Here is a 14,783-nt window from a genome sequence, read left to right as displayed (position 1 = left end):
GTTGTGAGGTGCAAAATTAGGCAATTGTTACCAAAGTGACAAGATATTATTTTGCCACGAATTACACTAATTTCCACAAATTCTCTCCGCACCGTCATCGAGGAGGAATGATGAAGCGATCTTTCCTGGCAAACTGAAAACTTAGACCAACTCTACAAATAAAGACTGCCACTGAAAACTGCGACTGAAAACTTTTTTGGGCGTGCCGGCTCCGTAAACTACGCCGTCGGTTCGCCGCGGCGAATATATTCCTCCGCTGCGCACCGGGGATGCCGCTGCTGTCCCTCACGCGGAGCTTCACTCGGGATGGATAAGAGCCAGTTTCCCCCATAGGCTTATTTATCTCCGTCAGGTCTTTTTTACCCAATACCCTTTTCCCGGCTCCCACCCATATTCTGTCCCTGTGCTTACAGCGTAATTTACAATGACATCATACAATTTATCATCTTTTGACTTTTCAGTGTCTGGTTTATATTCAAATAGGCGCGGAATATAAATTTTTTCCCCAACGGTTAGATTTTCCGAATCCTCAAAAGCTTTATCAAAATGGTCAAGGACTTCCTTCTCGAAAATTACAGGGTAAATAAAACCAAGATCGGCACCAAAGTATTCATTTGCATCATCACCTAAAGTACCATGCATACTTCTATAGCCCTGGCCAAAAAACCACTCATCGGTTTCGACAAGCTTGTCTTCAACTTTAGCATCTGCATAGTGCGTTTTCGACCTCCAATAGAAATTATAAGTACCAAAATATTCAGTTTCCATTTGGAGTTTTACATCCAGAAAATGAATATTCCGCAACACATGCTCAAACTTAATAATGAATGCTGTAAAATGTGGCTCCAACGCTTTATAATTAGCTGCAAAGCCAATGATCGGCCTTTCGTAATAATAAGGGCGTTCTTTGGGGCCGAAACCGAACATCCCTTTTCGTATCCATGGATAGCTATCATCATTCTTTAATGTGCTGATAAAACTCCTTGATGCGTTTTGTTCCGCTTTATCATAGGTTAAGGCTATCCTGCCATGAAGGATCGTTTCACGTCCCATTTTCTTTTTGCTTTATATTGCAATAGTACCAAAAAATCAGGCGCAAAGGCTAATTGATATCAATAAGATCATCTCTCACTGTACCTAACTCTTAATCGGGCGCGAGATTGCAGCGTTGAATTTATAGCTTATAATTTAAAATTTATCGTTGGTTTGTGAGGTTTAAATGGAATTATATTGCCCTTATCATCGTAGGTTTCGCTTCCAAATAAGTTGTACAGTCATTCCTGAATTCATTGCAAATGTCGTAAAGGATTGCTGCACCGCCTTTTTCTACTTCAGCCTTAACAAGTTCATAGATCTGCTTTCCCCCGACGGGATCTACGCCGGCCAAATCGAAAATAATGGTATTGGTTTTGGATAGCGTACAACAAACAGACAAAAATCTTCTCGGGCTTCCGGCAAGGTTATCAATATTCGTTTTTGAAGTTAACCAATCATCATTTTCATATATTTTTTTATAAATGGGATTTGATTTATCCGCATGTCTATTTATCCATTTTCCTACCGTCATGGGAAACAGGAAATGCCAAAAGCGGTTAAACTTTATGTGCGGGGCATAAGTGAGGGGAACGGTAATTTGGACCTTATTACTTGTTACTTTACTAGCCAGTAAATCATTTAGTTTCTTGATAAGATCGTAAAAATGGCCATGAAGGTTAATTACCACAATTTCACCGGCCGATAATGTAAATTCCGGAATTAAATAGTTATCGATTATCTGTTCTTCAAATTTTATTAGCATAGACAAATATAAAAAAAAGGGCTGCCCCACTGGACAGCCCTTATAAAAACTATTACAAATCTAGTTTAAAACTTCATCCCTACGCCAACCCCAAGCAGCCATGGATCGATATTCACGCTCGCCGGTATGCTAAGGCCCGGTGACAGATTTGAAGCATCAACAGTGACATCGGTTTTCAGAAATATTTTTTTTGCGTCGATGTTAATGAAAAATTTGTCGTTGATCTTGTAGTCAAGGCCTGCCTGTAGTGCAAAACCGAAAGCATTGTCGTATTTTACGTCTTTTACGGTATTTCCTCCATCTACATTATAGAAGATCGTATAGTTGATACCTGCGCCCACATAAGGTTTAAAGCACTTCTCAGGCATAAAATGGTATTGCAGTGTCAGCGTAGGAGGCAGCAGGTACACGCTACCCAGGTTAACATCGGTTTTAGAAGGTCCCCCTATAGCAGAAATGTCTGATGCGGTTGTATGCACATCATGCTTGCTGGTACCCAGGATAAGCTCAGCCGCAATATTTTTGGTAAAAAAATAGGTAAAGTCAAGTTCGGGGATAACGGTATTCGAAATGCTGGCATCTCCACCGATAATTCCGATATCTGCACACTCTGACGGAATTACTGCTACGCCGCGTACCCGTACCATCCATTTTTTAAAACTATTACTGTTTTCTTCCTGGGCATTCGCAAATCCTGTGCATAGCAAAGACAGGGACAGTGCGATAAAAGCTACTTTTTTCATGGTGTATTTGTTTTAATTAACACCTCAAAAGTAGAGGCGGGCATTTGTATAAAACATGATCGTGGTCATAGGCCGGTAGGTTTTTAAAATTAAAAAAGAGACATAGGTCATTGTCAGGAATGTTTGGAATACGAACATGTGAATCAGTAATAAAACAAGGTGTCAGGAAGAACAAATATTCTATATTTGGAAGACTAAATTGCACGAAGATGGATAAAAGACAGGTTAATAAATTGACGCTATTTAAATTGATCAGGAGCAGGGGGCCAATAGGTCTTATAGGTATATTATTTACTGCAATATCTGTTCTTGTAATATTTCCAATAACTATATCTTTATCTTTTATGGGAGAATCCTATGAAAGGTACGACCATGACGATATAAAGGAAAATGGCGTTTCGGCAACTGCAGAGGTTAAGAGTATTTCCAGTATGGATAATGTATCTGTTAACGGCAGGCACCCAAAGGTTATAGCTTATGCTTATGGAAATGAAGGCGAAAAGAAAATCGATAGATTCCAAACAATGGATTTGGATAACCTTGATGCAATAGAAGAAGAAAGCAACATCAGCATAAAGGTACTTGATGGCGAATCGACTGTAACAGGGTTGGAGCCTTTCCGTTTTCCTTACTTCTTATTTCTCATCCTGCCACTTACATTTTTAATTATTGGTGTGGTATTTTTAGTAATAGGTGTGATCCCGGCATTAAAAATATACAGGCTCTATAAAAATGGTGATATAAATGAAGCGCAAATCACTGCTATGGTTCCCAATTCTGGCTTGCCGATTACAGGCATCGGAAGAGCTGTCATGGTGGATTATTTTTATACGGACAAAAACGGAAACCGTATATATGGCAACTCGCGGACAAACGATTTTTCTATCCTCGGCGAGAAAAAAGTAGGGGATACCGTAAAGATATTTGTGTCCCCGGAAGATGAAAAATTGTCCTGCCTTGTTCCCCGGGCGGAAGCAATAAGGTTCAATTGGGTATAAAAAAATCCGGCATAGAAGCCGGATAATTTGGTACATTTAGTAACTGTTTAAAAATTTATTTTACCACATAGAAACATAGCATTTGTAATTCTTTATTAATCCTAAGTGGAGATAGCTAACATAGTGAAGCGTAGCTTCAGGCTCTGTGTCACTCAATTCCACACTATATCCGTCATCTAAAAGCTATGTCTATGTGGTTAAAAATTAATCTTTGCAAAATTTAAACAGTTACTTAGTATGATCCGAATCGAAATTACTTTCGCTTCATAGTAATTTCCATGCTCTTATACTCTTTGCCATCTTTGGTGTCAAACATTTCCATTGTGCGGGTATTGGCATCTACAATAGTATAAGCTTCCCTGTAGGGTGTTTTTTTGCCTGTCACAGGGCTTACCATTTCGCCTCTCATGTTGGTGGTTTTAGTTGCCTCGTCATAGGTACCCATACCTACCATCATCCCGGTGCCCATATTATCTATGAAAGTAGAAGTTATCTCACCATTGGCATTGTTGTAGGCCATTGTGGATTTCCCTTCAAAAGGCTGCCCCATCATTGTACCCTTATAAATTGCTTCCTGGTAGCGCCCACCCAGTACCATCTTAATTTCAGCCACCGAAGTCGATTTTTCAGGCTTTCCGTCCGGTTCCATCCAATAGGTCATTTCGCAGTTCCATGTGCCGACTTCTTCTGCCATCATTTTGTGGGCATCACCCGGTGTGGCATATTTTTTCCAGGCTTCCTGCATTGCTACCGAATCCATCGGTTTTTCAGGAGCTTCCTCTGCAGGTGCTACAGAGTCGGTTTTTGTAGTGGTAACATCGGTTTCGGTTTCTGTTTTTGTCTCTTTTTTGCACGAAGCAAGGCAAAGCGAAAGTACTAGCATTGATAAAAATACTTTTTTCATAATTGTTTGGTTTTAAAGTTTGTAACGTTAAAATTATGAAATTTTATACCGAAAAGCAAGACATAAAAAATCCGGCACAGGGCCGGATAAATATTTTGAATTTGCAGTCTAATCTTCAGGGGCAACCTGGCTCTCGTACGCACCGATGTCGGCAGGTATCAGTCTGGACTGGTTGGCGAGGTCCAAAGGTATTTGGGCAGCAACGGCGTTGTCGGCGGCATTTTCAGCACCACCCGGGGCGGCATCATCTTTCGCTATGCGTAGGTCGTTATTGCCGGGGTCGAAGAATTTTGGGTTATGCACAGTTGAATTGTTTGCCCTTATGCATTGTCTATAAAATACAGGGTCGGTCTCCGTACTGGCATCAAATTTATAAAAGGCGTTGCCTGCATATTGATTGCTGAAGTCGCTGAATTTGATAAGGCAGTGATTCAGTACTGTTTTAAAGGTTACGTCATCGCCGCTTTCCTTCTGGAAATAAATACCATAGTTGGAAGAACCGTATAGGATACAGTTGTCGAAACGCACATCGACAGCCGATACATATGTTGCAGTTTCTGTCCTTAAAAAATCAGTCACCACCACCGGCCTTTGGTTAAAGTTATTGGAGTAATTGGCAAAAGTACAGTGCCTGAAGCGGTACAGGCCACCGAAGGTACAGGCAAGCGCCGATTCGCCCGCATTGTTCATAACAAGGTTGTCCCCGTTAATAACAGCCCCGCGCCCGAGCAGCCCAACATTAGAGCAATTGTATATCTGCGAATCGCTAATATCCAGTCGTGGTAACGTAGGTGCCTCGGGTTCTACACGCTGCACAATTATGCCAACCGCTGCGTTTTTCAGCGTGAGGTGCCTGATGGTATTTGCATTGCCTGACATTACCAGGATCGTACCCCATTGTCCCGGTGCATTTTCAAAACCGGGTTCCAGCCTGTCGCCTTCAAAGATAACCTCATTTTCAAGCAGGTCAGCATCGGCAGATGGGAGGCCGTTTATTTTGAGCGTACCGTTATTATCTACAATTATTCCTGAGTCGGCATGGAAATGCACCCTGGTACCCGGATCGATATTCAGCGTACTGCCGTTTGGCACTTGCGCATAACCGTATATCACATAGGGCTTTGCATTCGTCCAGTGCAACTCATCCGGGGTTTGTAGTTTATGGCCAAGTATGTCGGATGCCATGCCATTTATTGTAAGCAGCTCTTTAGCATCCGTTGGCAATGGCCTGTCGGGTTTTATGAATATAGCATCCTGTACCAGAGTTACCAGTTCCACCTTTTGCTCGTTGGCGCCGGTATCAAAGAAAATTTTGTCGTTGTATAAAAAGGTAGTCGTGTTATTGGCATAGTCCTGATAATTGATGGTCGTCTCTATGAAAACAAACATGCTGTCTTTTGCCAAAAGCTCAACGTCGTTAAAAACTTTTCCGGGTATGCCATCGACCATCAGGCGGTATTTTGATGCCTCGCCTTCCCCAAGACGTATGCTCGGTATCTTTATATCCTTGTCGCTGCGGTTGTACACTTTCAGGGTGTAGGTGCTCGACCCGATATTGGTGAAAACAGTGTCAAGGTAAACAGTATCTTTAGAAAATTCGAGGCCTCCCGTGCTGCGCTCAAACTCGAAGTCGTTGCGGCAGGAAGTAAGCGAGAGGGCAAAGCCTATGAAGAGCAATAGTAAGATTCGGCGCATAGCGGGAACAATTTTTGGTAAAAGTAGCTAATTCCGTTTAATATTTAAAAACGATGTACTACTAACGCAGGAATATGGATTTTAGTTTATACTGGTCCGAAGTCTGATGTCGGAAGTCCGATGCCATTGCGTCCGACATCGGACATCGGACCTCCGACATTAAGCTTCCATACTTCGTACAGCTTTACTATCTTTACAAATCTAAATCAACACTATGTCCTTCGATAAAGAAAAAGCGCTGAAAATGTGCAATGACTTCGCTAAGAATACCCTGATGGAAACCCTTGAGATCGTATATACCGATGCCGGTGAAGGTTTCCTGGAAGCCAAAATGCCGGTGAATTCGAGGGTACACCAGCCGATGGGACTGCTGCATGGCGGGGCAACGGTAGCCTTGGCAGAAAGCGTTGGCAGCGCTGCCTCGCTGATGTTCGTCAATCCCGAATTGCAGGAGGTGCGAGGCATCGAGATATCGGCAAACCACCTGCGCAGTAAGCGTGAAGGTGTGGTTACCGGCACGGCAAGGATCATCCACCAGGGGAGGAGCCTGCACCTTTGGGAAATAAGGGTGACCGATGAGCAGGGGAAACTGATATCGCTATGTAAGATCACGAATATGATACTTCCCAGAAGAGCCTCCCAAGCCCCGAAAGGGGAGTAGTTGACAGTCGCAGTCACAGTTTTCAGTCCAAAAGGCAGTTACATTTGTATCTTGTCTGACAGTCTAAAATCTAACAATCCAAAAATCTAAAGTTGACAGAACTTCTTTCAAAAGTAGAATCCCACCTCAGTGCAGAACTCCCGTTTGCAGTTTTTTGCAAGCCGGGTAAAAACGCGGTTAACGGTATTTTCCAAAAGGAACCCGGGGTGCATTATTTGGAAAATTATAACGACAGCGGATTTGTGTTTGCTCCCTTTGTTGACGAAAAACGTGTTTTGATACCTCTCAATTTTTCAGAGGTAATAACTGTAGAATTTAATGGAGTTGCAACTGTACCCGAAGTAAAACATACTGAAATTGACGCTAATGCACAAACTGCTTTTGAGGCGCTTGTTGCGAAAAGTGTTACTGCTATTCAGTCGGGAGATTTCGAAAAACTGGTGTGCTCGCGAACGGAATTTGTTCCAATCACTACTGATGTAACAACGATCTACACAAAGCTGCTTAGCGCTTATCCTAATGCTTATCGCTATTGCTTTTATTCGCCCGAAACAGGCTTATGGATGGGCGCGACACCCGAGCAATTGCTGAAGTCGGATGGAAAAACGATACAAACCGTTGCACTCGCGGGAACACAGCCGTATAAAGAGGGGGAAGATGCGGTTTGGGAAAGCAAGGAACAGCAGGAACAGCAATTTGTAACCGATTACATACTTTATGAACTGAAAGGCCTGGTGTCTGATGTCATAACAAACGGCCCATATACGTTCAGGGCAGGGAATATCGTGCATATCAAAACGGATATTTCTGCAAAACTGAGCGGTCCGGGAAGCCTTGAAAATATCATCAATACCCTTCACCCAACGCCTGCCGTTTGCGGGCTTCCTAAACAAGCCGCAAAGCGATTTCTTTTGGATAATGAGGGCTACGACCGTGAGTACTATTCGGGTTTTTTAGGTGAATTGAATATTGACGTTGCTACCGGAAATAAAGCCACCGACCTGTTCGTAAACCTGCGTTGCATGAAGGTAAACGGCACTACAGCGCAGCTTTTCATTGGCTGCGGCATCACCAAAGACAGTAACCCCGAAAAGGAATTTATAGAGACGGTAAACAAAAGCATGACCATGCGAAGGGTGCTTTAAATCCTGTTAAAAGCGTTAAAACCCATTTAAGGCCGGGAAGTAATTGTTAACTTGCCTTTCAAAGTTTTTATATGAAAGTACTCGCCATACCTTTTTTAGCCCTGATACTTTTGGCTTGCGCCAAAGAAAAACCCAGGCCCGTTGCGGTGCAGGCACCCGTTGTTGCGAATACCGAAAAGCAAGCCGAAGAGATAAAACGTGCCGAGATCATTGCTTTCGCTAAAAAATATATGGGCACGGCGTACTGCTACGCTTCTTCCGACCCGAAAAAGGGGTTTGACTGCTCGGGGTTTGTGAATTTTGTATTCAATAATTTTGGAATTGACCTGCCGCGAAGCTCTTCAGGGTTTGCCAACATCGGCAGGAAACTGAAGCCGGAGGAATTCCAAATAGGGGATGTGCTTGTATTTTACGGCTATCAGGACAGCAAATCGATCGGGCACGTTGGCATTATTTGTGAAGCCAATGGGATGAAGTCCAAATTCATACACTCCTCATCCGGAAAGGAAATGGCGGTAACCATTAGCGAACTGGGTTCCGAAATGTACACGCGCCGGTTTTATAAGTGTGTTGATGTGATCGGGGGGAAATAGTTTTCAGTCTCAGTCGCAGTTTTCAGTCACAGCGAAATGACAATAAATAACGATGAGAAATCCGTATAAATCCCTCTCATCCGTCTTATCAGTGTTCCACTCATAATAAATAATTCCCTATTTTCGTTTTATAAATAAACCATTCATGAAAAAGCTGCTTTCATTCGCCATACTTTTCCTTTTACCTCTAACGCTGACCGCACAGGAACAGTTCTCAGTCTATTTTGAAACTAATAAACACGAACTGACCAAAGTCCAGCAGGAAAGGCTTTCGGAATGGATGGCAGGGAACAAAGCTTCAAAAATATTAGCTATCAATGGTTATACGGATGAGGACGGAAGCATTGGCCTGAATGACTCTCTTGCGCAGCGCAGGGTGCTGACGGTATTTTCGCAAATAAAAGGGAAGGTAAATACCCGTGAGGATTTCAGGACGCGCAGTTTCGGTAAATTACATAAGATGTCGCGTGTAAAAGCGGAGAACCGTAAAGTGACGTTGTATTACCTTCTGGAAAAAGATCTGTCCAAAGAGAATGAAATCTTGGGTATTACTGAAAAACCTAAAGAAACGCCTAAGCCGAAAGTAAAGGAAATAATAGAATATCCTTCGGAGATCACGGTACACAATCCGGACGGCAAGGAGGAAACCCTGAAACTGGACGTGGCCTTCATGAAAAAAGTGGGCGACGCAAAGCAGGGCGACGTGATCGTGATCAATAACCTTAATTTTTATGAGAATACCTTTGCCGTTGTAAAGGAATCCAGGAATCGTATGCACGAGCTGCTGGAGACCATGCGCGCCAATCCTTATCTTAAAATAAAGCTGCAAGGACACGTATGCTGCATGAAAGCGGACCGCCAGGACCTCTCTACCAAGAGGGCGAAGGCCATAATGCAGTTCCTCAATACCAATGGCATAGAAAAGAACCGCCTGGCTTTTGAAGGGTTCGGCGTGTCAAAACCGATCCATCCCATCCCTGAAAAAAGCGCACAAGAGGCCGCAGAGAACAGGAGGGTAGAGATATTTATTGTGGAGAATCCTTAATAATGTATCAATTTTTCAATTTTGAAATGTAGCAATGGTGAGACTGGCATCACTCAATTAGTGTTTGTAACGCTACCCTTACCGTAAAGTTGAGCAATTGCCCGCTCGAGCTTACCGTCCGTACTTCAATGGCTTTACTGTATGATTGTATGCGATAGGAATCTTCGGTAGTTTCGCCTGCATTGGCGGGAGAAGAATTGGTGCTAATCTGTACTATTTTTCCAGGCCGTACCCCCGCTGCTTTAGCCAGACGTTTCGTAGTTTCCATCGCATCGGCTACGGCTATTTCCTGTGCCTGCTTAATGAAATCGGCACCCTGTGTATGGAAATAAGAAACCTGCTCGATCTCATAAATTTTGGTTTTCATTACCTCCTCAGTAAAATCCTGCAGGCGGTTCAGGTCGTTTAGCGTAAAAATGATGCGTTGCCCTGATTCAAACCCCACGAACACATCTTTCTTCAATTGGTTGTTCCAGCGCATCTGCTTGTCGGTCGATATAAGGCTGACCTTGATCCCGGTAGTATCCACAACATATTTCTTCACAACCGCAAGCACCTGCCTTGTGGCTTTTTCGTTGTCAGCAATAGCTTCCTTGAGGGTAGGTTTAACAAATTTCAGGGCGAGCGTAATGTTAGCCGCATTTGGAAATGCCGACACAGTACCCACGCCTTCCACCTGTATCTTGGGAGAATCAGTAGCGTTGATATCCTGGGCATCCATCGTAAAACTCCATAGGGAAAGAAGTGCACAAAGCAGCGTAATGTGTAGTTTCATATGTTTATTGGTTTGGTTATGAAAAGGATAACGGGGAGTAAACGAGGAATATTGTATGTAGTAAACTTTGCCTATGGATATATAATAAGGGAAGTAGTTATAGACAATTCACATACTAAGGTGTCCGGTTCAATTTCTGTGGATTTTGACGGGTATCAAATACATTTGAAATTAAAACCATTTCATTAATAGTATCTATCCAATATACAATCTTGTAATTCTTGTATACAGGTAACTAAATTCCTGAATACGATGTGATAGATTTTCTTCTATTTGCCCGGATAGAGGGTTTTTATCCAAATCTAACGTAATTTCAACAATGTTATTCACTAAATTTTCGGCAATCCTTGTACTAGCCTTAAAGGCATAATAATTGAATATATCTTCAAGCTTGTCTTCTGCAAATTGTGTCCAATAAACAGTTAGCCCCATTTTTTAATCTTATCTTTGAGGTCTGATGCTTTAATGATCCTGCCACTTTTTGCGTCATCCAGTGATCTGTCTGTTTCTGCATTCAGTTGCTCCAATGACATAGGTGACATATTTCTCTCTGTCAGTTCAGCCTTTCGGGTGTGCATGAATTTTTCAAGTGCACTTATAATTTCCTCATTTTGGAGCCTGAGAAATTCCTGTACGAATGTTATTTTTCTTGCTTCTAAATCCATGATCTGATCTCTTTGTCCAAATGTACAAAATTTGAATAATATTTAATGAATACTCTGACCACTCATTAAACGACCTGAACTATGCGTATACCTATTTCGTTTTTATCCTCACATCATATACAAAGTCCTCAACAAAAATCAATTTGAATTTAGCGCTATCAGGATGTAATGGGTTAAGGATGTAGTTGAATTCCAGTGGTAAAATCGCAGACGGGATCTTCAGCACAGCGGCTTCTGCTGTCTTTAACAGGTCGCTCCCCATATCTTTTGTGGAGGTTGGAGATGGCGAATAGTCCCAGTCTCCTGGGAGCTCAGCAACGCTCAGCTCTTTTATAATATCCTCAGGGATCTCGATAGTGGAAATGCTCAAAGCCCTTGGAATATCATCGATATTCACATTAACAGTGAGTTCCAATAGCGCTAATGCACGGCTTTCGGAAGTATAAATGCACGGTACAAGCACATGATTCCACCGCCCGCCATGCAGCCTGGCGCCTTCACCGGTAAGGTCGTGGCTGTATTTTGTCCTGCCTATCCTGAAAACGACCATTATGAATAAACGCCGTAATCAATACGGCCAATGATATTCTTCACTTCTTCTCGCCCAAACTGGTTGTCTATGACATCATAGGGAAGCTTGCCGCCAAGGGCGCGGTTTGGGCGGAACATCCAATCGTTGAATTTTGCTTCATCCTCGAATACCTCATAACCATAAGAATAAATATCGGCAAGCCCTATCATCCTTTCGCTAATGGTAGCGCTGAATTTTTCGGTACCTTTCTTATTGATAAGGGTTGCACGGGTAACGGAAAGGGCGTTTGAAAGCTTATCATAGTCGAGCTCTGTCCTGGATTTTAATTTTTCAAGATCGTGTTTGCTAAGGCCCAAACGCAGCTTTTCCATTTTTTCGAGGGCTGTCATGTTGTATTCGGGTTTTTCCAAAGCACCTAAAAACATAATGCCACGGCTGCCGCGTATAGCTGTCGCCACTGGCTCGCTCACAGTTTTGGGTTTTTCTTCGGGAAGCTTATATGCTTTACTTTTTGCCATAGTATAAAAGTATATTTACTAAAGTATAAAATTATACTTTTTATCCTTATAAAGCAAATTTTCTCCAATTTATTTTTAACGCGAAATGTACTTGAATTTAATATTCAGAATGCGAGTTAATGGAGGTAACAATAATCAATAATCAATAATCAATAAAAAATAGTAAATGATATTCCCTTATCTTTGCCGTAACAACACAAACTACACTACATGAGTTCTGATACCAGTAAACGCTATAGCCAGCGCGGTGTTTCGGCTTCCAAGGAAGATGTGCACAACGCCATAAAGAATATCGATAAAGGCCTTTTCCCTAAAGCTTTCTGTAAAATAGTGCCCGACCACCTTACCGGCGATAATGATTACTGCCTTATCATGCATGCCGATGGCGCAGGTACAAAATCGTCATTGGCGTATATGTACTGGAAGGAAACCGGAGATATTTCGGTATGGAAAGGCATTGCGCAGGACGCCCTTATCATGAATATAGACGACCTCCTTTGTGTGGGCGCTGCAGATAACATCATGCTGTCGTCGACCATTGGCCGGAACAAAAATTTAATTCCCGGTGAAGTTATCTCTGCAATTATAAACGGTACTGAAGAGCTTATTGAAGAGCTAAAGTCGTTTGGTGTGACTATCCATTCTACAGGCGGTGAAACGGCGGATGTAGGCGATCTTGTTCGTACAATAATTGTCGATTCCACGGTTACTGCACGCATGAAACGCAGCGATGTAATCGATAATGCCAACATACAGCCCGGCGATGTTATTGTGGGCCTTGCTTCCTTCGGGCAGGCATCTTACGAAAAAGGCTATAACGGCGGCATGGGCAGCAACGGGCTTACCTCGGCGCGACATGATGTATTCGATAATTACCTTGCACAAAAATATCAGGAGAGCTTTGATGCGGCAGTGCCATCTGACCTGGTATATTCCGGAAAGGTAAAACTTACCGATACCGTTGAAGGCAGCCCAATAGATGCGGGACAGCTTGTGCTTTCGCCAACGCGGACGTATGCGCCTATCATTAAAACGATATTAGATAAATATACGCCTGCGGATATTCACGGTATGGTGCATTGCAGCGGCGGCGCCCAGACCAAGGTGCTGCATTTTGTAGATAATGTCCATATTATAAAAGACAACCTGTTCCCTGTCCCGCCGCTTTTCAGGCTGATACAGGAGCAGTCAGGCACCGACTGGAAAGAGATGTACCAGGTATTCAACTGTGGCCACAGGATGGAGCTGTATGTTCCTGACAGTATTGCACAGGATATTATTGCTATTTCCAAGTCCTTTAATGTTGATGCTCAGATCGTGGGAAGGGTAGAACCTTCTGATTCCAAAAAACTGACTATTGAGAGTGAGTACGGTACTTTTGAATATTAAAGTTCTTTTTGCCACGAATTGCACCAATTGCACTAATTTTATAGTCTGTAATTGAAGATAATTCGCAGCAATATTATGCAAACTAAAAAACGTACCTTTCTTGATGCCCAATGGCGCAAACTTATCATGATCAACTATGCTGTAGATCCTGAAAAACTCAAAAAGCACCTGCCCTTTGAAACCGAACTCGACCTTTGGAACGGTACCTGCTATGTCAGCCTTATCGGTTTTATGTTTGTAGATACCAAAATGCTGGGGCTGCGCATTCCTTTCCATATAAATTTTGAGGAGATTAACCTGCGCTTTTACGTAAAGTATAAGGATACCGAAGGCTATAAAAGGGGAGTGGTTTTCATAAAGGAAATTGTCCCGCAACCTGCACTGACCTTTGTGGCTAATATGTTGTATAATGAAAACTACGAAACCATGAAAACCCGCCATTCGTGGGAAGAAAAGGATGATACCCTTACTGTGGAATATGGGTGGAAGAAAGGGGAGTGGTACACAATAAAGGTTGTAACTGATAAAACCCCTGTTGATATAAAGCCGGAGAGCGAGGAAGAATTCATCACCGAGCATTTTTGGGGTTATACGAAAATCAATGACAGGGTGACATCTGAATATGAGGTGGCCCACCCAAGGTGGCAAATCTACCCTATAAAAAGCCATGAGGTGAATGTTGACTTTGAAAAAGTATACGGGAGCGATTTTGCCTTCCTGCAACATGAGAAGCCTGTATCGGTGTATCTTGCCGAAGGATCGGAAATACTGGTAAAGCAGGGTCGGAAAATTAAAATAAAGAAATAAGCAATTATGAAAATAAATTTAAAAAACGGGATAGACGGATTACTGTTCGGGATGAAGGAAAAGGATGTAAAAGCGCTATATGGCGAACCCGACAGGAAGTATAAAGATGAAGATGCGAATGTCATTTACGTATATAATGACAAAAAACTGAGGCTTACCTTTTATCAGGATGAGGAGTTCCGGTTGGGCTACCTGATCACTTCAAACCCGAATGCTGAATTATTTTCTGGTAAGGTAATAGGAGAGAAGTGGGAACAAGTTGAGAAGCAACTGGAAGGTAAGGGAATAAAGTCGTTCGAAAAGGAGAATTTTGATACAGTGGACAACCATTTCAATGAAGCCAACTGGGTGATATTCCAAACTGAATTTGGCGAAGTAGTAAAGATAGAAATGGGTGCTACCATTAATGCTAAAGATGAGTTTGACTGGAAGTTTAAAGGGTAATGATCTCTAATAATTAGTTATAAAAAAGGGACTCCTCGCGGAATCCCTTTTTTCTATTTTGTATATCAAAA

18 protein-coding genes are annotated in these 14,783 nt (G+C 42.5%); 8 read left to right on the top strand and 10 right to left on the bottom strand.

Annotated features, from left to right (window positions below):
* Window positions 1-348: 348 nt before the first annotated feature.
* The 3 genes from AAEO56_RS01820 to AAEO56_RS01810 all read right to left on the bottom strand — a co-directional run bounded on the left by AAEO56_RS01820 (window position 349) and on the right by AAEO56_RS01810 (window position 2,541).
* Window positions 349-1,053 carry a hypothetical protein gene (locus tag AAEO56_RS01820; protein WP_341695305.1) on the bottom strand — a complete coding sequence of 235 codons (705 nt, stop codon included), beginning with the start codon at window positions 1,051-1,053 and terminating at the stop codon, window positions 349-351.
* A gap of 172 nt (window positions 1,054-1,225) precedes the next feature.
* Entirely contained in the window at window positions 1,226-1,798 is a 573-nt protein-coding gene (locus AAEO56_RS01815) for a hypothetical protein (RefSeq protein ID WP_341695304.1), read from the bottom strand.
* 65 nt (window positions 1,799-1,863) lie between these two features.
* Window positions 1,864-2,541 carry an OmpW/AlkL family protein gene (locus tag AAEO56_RS01810; protein WP_341695303.1) on the bottom strand — a complete coding sequence of 226 codons (678 nt, stop codon included), beginning with the start codon at window positions 2,539-2,541 and terminating at the stop codon, window positions 1,864-1,866.
* Window positions 2,542-2,750: 209 nt separating this feature from the next.
* Here AAEO56_RS01810 and AAEO56_RS01805 point away from each other — a divergent pair, with 209 nt between their 5' ends.
* Window positions 2,751-3,539 (top strand): DUF3592 domain-containing protein, encoded by a 789-nt coding sequence (locus AAEO56_RS01805; RefSeq protein ID WP_341695302.1) that lies wholly within the window; start codon window positions 2,751-2,753, stop codon window positions 3,537-3,539.
* Between the two features lie 253 nt (window positions 3,540-3,792).
* Here AAEO56_RS01805 and AAEO56_RS01800 read toward each other — a convergent pair whose 3' ends face one another.
* Window positions 3,793-4,443 carry a DUF1579 domain-containing protein gene (locus AAEO56_RS01800; protein WP_341695301.1) on the bottom strand — a complete coding sequence of 217 codons (651 nt, stop codon included), beginning with the start codon at window positions 4,441-4,443 and terminating at the stop codon, window positions 3,793-3,795.
* A 108-nt stretch (window positions 4,444-4,551) separates the two neighbouring features.
* Window positions 4,552-6,138: a hypothetical protein gene (locus tag AAEO56_RS01795; RefSeq protein WP_341695300.1), complete on the bottom strand. Its 1,587-nt coding sequence runs from the start codon at window positions 6,136-6,138 to the stop codon at window positions 4,552-4,554.
* A 214-nt stretch (window positions 6,139-6,352) separates the two neighbouring features.
* Between AAEO56_RS01795 and AAEO56_RS01790 the strand changes: the two genes are divergently transcribed.
* The 4 genes from AAEO56_RS01790 to AAEO56_RS01775 all read left to right on the top strand — a co-directional run bounded on the left by AAEO56_RS01790 (window position 6,353) and on the right by AAEO56_RS01775 (window position 9,582).
* Entirely contained in the window at window positions 6,353-6,799 is a 447-nt protein-coding gene (locus AAEO56_RS01790; RefSeq protein WP_341695299.1) for a PaaI family thioesterase, read from the top strand.
* 92 nt (window positions 6,800-6,891) lie between these two features.
* Window positions 6,892-7,944, top strand: coding sequence for an isochorismate synthase (locus AAEO56_RS01785; RefSeq protein ID WP_341695298.1), 1,053 nt, complete (start codon window positions 6,892-6,894; stop codon window positions 7,942-7,944).
* Between the two features lie 71 nt (window positions 7,945-8,015).
* Window positions 8,016-8,537 (top strand): C40 family peptidase, encoded by a 522-nt coding sequence (locus tag AAEO56_RS01780; protein WP_341695297.1) that lies wholly within the window; start codon window positions 8,016-8,018, stop codon window positions 8,535-8,537.
* Between the two features lie 145 nt (window positions 8,538-8,682).
* Complete coding sequence (locus AAEO56_RS01775; protein ID WP_341695296.1) at window positions 8,683-9,582, top strand: OmpA family protein; 900 nt, start codon at window positions 8,683-8,685, stop codon at window positions 9,580-9,582.
* 49 nt (window positions 9,583-9,631) lie between these two features.
* Here the strand turns inward: AAEO56_RS01775 and AAEO56_RS01770 are convergent, their stop codons facing one another.
* From AAEO56_RS01770 to parS, 5 genes are all read right to left on the bottom strand, one after another.
* On the bottom strand, window positions 9,632-10,357 hold the full coding sequence (locus AAEO56_RS01770) for an SIMPL domain-containing protein (protein WP_341695295.1): 726 nt from the start codon (window positions 10,355-10,357) through the stop codon (window positions 9,632-9,634).
* Window positions 10,358-10,552: 195 nt separating this feature from the next.
* A complete protein-coding gene (locus tag AAEO56_RS19270; protein WP_407934944.1) occupies window positions 10,553-10,789 on the bottom strand; it encodes a type II toxin-antitoxin system RelE/ParE family toxin in 237 nt (78 codons plus the stop codon).
* Window positions 10,780-11,022: a hypothetical protein gene (locus tag AAEO56_RS01765; protein ID WP_341695294.1), complete on the bottom strand. Its 243-nt coding sequence runs from the start codon at window positions 11,020-11,022 to the stop codon at window positions 10,780-10,782. The genes AAEO56_RS19270 and AAEO56_RS01765 overlap by 10 nt, the downstream gene beginning before the upstream one ends.
* Window positions 11,023-11,113: 91 nt before the next feature.
* Window positions 11,114-11,572 carry an RES family NAD+ phosphorylase gene (locus AAEO56_RS01760; RefSeq protein WP_341695293.1) on the bottom strand — a complete coding sequence of 153 codons (459 nt, stop codon included), beginning with the start codon at window positions 11,570-11,572 and terminating at the stop codon, window positions 11,114-11,116.
* Window positions 11,572-12,072 (bottom strand): type II RES/Xre toxin-antitoxin system antitoxin, encoded by a 501-nt coding sequence (parS, locus tag AAEO56_RS01755; protein ID WP_341695292.1) that lies wholly within the window; start codon window positions 12,070-12,072, stop codon window positions 11,572-11,574. The genes AAEO56_RS01760 and parS overlap by 1 nt, the downstream gene beginning before the upstream one ends.
* A 210-nt stretch (window positions 12,073-12,282) precedes the next feature.
* Between parS and AAEO56_RS01750 the strand changes: the two genes are divergently transcribed.
* The 3 genes from AAEO56_RS01750 to AAEO56_RS01740 all read left to right on the top strand — a co-directional run bounded on the left by AAEO56_RS01750 (window position 12,283) and on the right by AAEO56_RS01740 (window position 14,712).
* On the top strand, window positions 12,283-13,461 hold the full coding sequence (locus tag AAEO56_RS01750; protein WP_341695291.1) for an AIR synthase related protein: 1,179 nt from the start codon (window positions 12,283-12,285) through the stop codon (window positions 13,459-13,461).
* A gap of 75 nt (window positions 13,462-13,536) precedes the next feature.
* Complete coding sequence (locus AAEO56_RS01745) at window positions 13,537-14,268, top strand: YqjF family protein (protein ID WP_341695289.1); 732 nt, start codon at window positions 13,537-13,539, stop codon at window positions 14,266-14,268.
* Window positions 14,269-14,274: 6 nt separating this feature from the next.
* Window positions 14,275-14,712 (top strand): hypothetical protein, encoded by a 438-nt coding sequence (locus tag AAEO56_RS01740; protein WP_341695288.1) that lies wholly within the window; start codon window positions 14,275-14,277, stop codon window positions 14,710-14,712.
* The last annotated feature ends 71 nt before the right edge of the window (window positions 14,713-14,783 follow it).

The organism is Flavobacterium arundinis (assembly GCF_038289855.1).
GTDB lineage: Bacteria > Bacteroidota > Bacteroidia > Flavobacteriales > Flavobacteriaceae > Flavobacterium > Flavobacterium arundinis.
Note: the sequence above shows the minus strand (reverse complement) of the source record. Positions and strands in the feature narration are given on the sequence as shown.

Coding starts and splice junctions, on each gene's coding strand:
- AAEO56_RS01820 (WP_341695305.1), bottom strand. CDS start 1,053: ATGGGACGTGAAACGATCCTTCATGGCAGGATAGCCTTAACCTATGAT.
- AAEO56_RS01815 (WP_341695304.1), bottom strand. CDS start 1,798: ATGCTAATAAAATTTGAAGAACAGATAATCGATAACTATTTAATTCCG.
- AAEO56_RS01810 (WP_341695303.1), bottom strand. CDS start 2,541: ATGAAAAAAGTAGCTTTTATCGCACTGTCCCTGTCTTTGCTATGCACA.
- AAEO56_RS01805 (WP_341695302.1), top strand. CDS start 2,751: ATGGATAAAAGACAGGTTAATAAATTGACGCTATTTAAATTGATCAGG.
- AAEO56_RS01800 (WP_341695301.1), bottom strand. CDS start 4,443: ATGAAAAAAGTATTTTTATCAATGCTAGTACTTTCGCTTTGCCTTGCT.
- AAEO56_RS01795 (WP_341695300.1), bottom strand. CDS start 6,138: ATGCGCCGAATCTTACTATTGCTCTTCATAGGCTTTGCCCTCTCGCTT.
- AAEO56_RS01790 (WP_341695299.1), top strand. CDS start 6,353: ATGTCCTTCGATAAAGAAAAAGCGCTGAAAATGTGCAATGACTTCGCT.
- AAEO56_RS01780 (WP_341695297.1), top strand. CDS start 8,016: ATGAAAGTACTCGCCATACCTTTTTTAGCCCTGATACTTTTGGCTTGC.
- AAEO56_RS01775 (WP_341695296.1), top strand. CDS start 8,683: ATGAAAAAGCTGCTTTCATTCGCCATACTTTTCCTTTTACCTCTAACG.
- AAEO56_RS01770 (WP_341695295.1), bottom strand. CDS start 10,357: ATGAAACTACACATTACGCTGCTTTGTGCACTTCTTTCCCTATGGAGT.
- AAEO56_RS19270 (WP_407934944.1), bottom strand. CDS start 10,789: ATGGGGCTAACTGTTTATTGGACACAATTTGCAGAAGACAAGCTTGAA.
- AAEO56_RS01765 (WP_341695294.1), bottom strand. CDS start 11,022: ATGGATTTAGAAGCAAGAAAAATAACATTCGTACAGGAATTTCTCAGG.
- AAEO56_RS01760 (WP_341695293.1), bottom strand. CDS start 11,572: ATGGTCGTTTTCAGGATAGGCAGGACAAAATACAGCCACGACCTTACC.
- parS (WP_341695292.1), bottom strand. CDS start 12,072: ATGGCAAAAAGTAAAGCATATAAGCTTCCCGAAGAAAAACCCAAAACT.
- AAEO56_RS01750 (WP_341695291.1), top strand. CDS start 12,283: ATGAGTTCTGATACCAGTAAACGCTATAGCCAGCGCGGTGTTTCGGCT.
- AAEO56_RS01745 (WP_341695289.1), top strand. CDS start 13,537: ATGCAAACTAAAAAACGTACCTTTCTTGATGCCCAATGGCGCAAACTT.
- AAEO56_RS01740 (WP_341695288.1), top strand. CDS start 14,275: ATGAAAATAAATTTAAAAAACGGGATAGACGGATTACTGTTCGGGATG.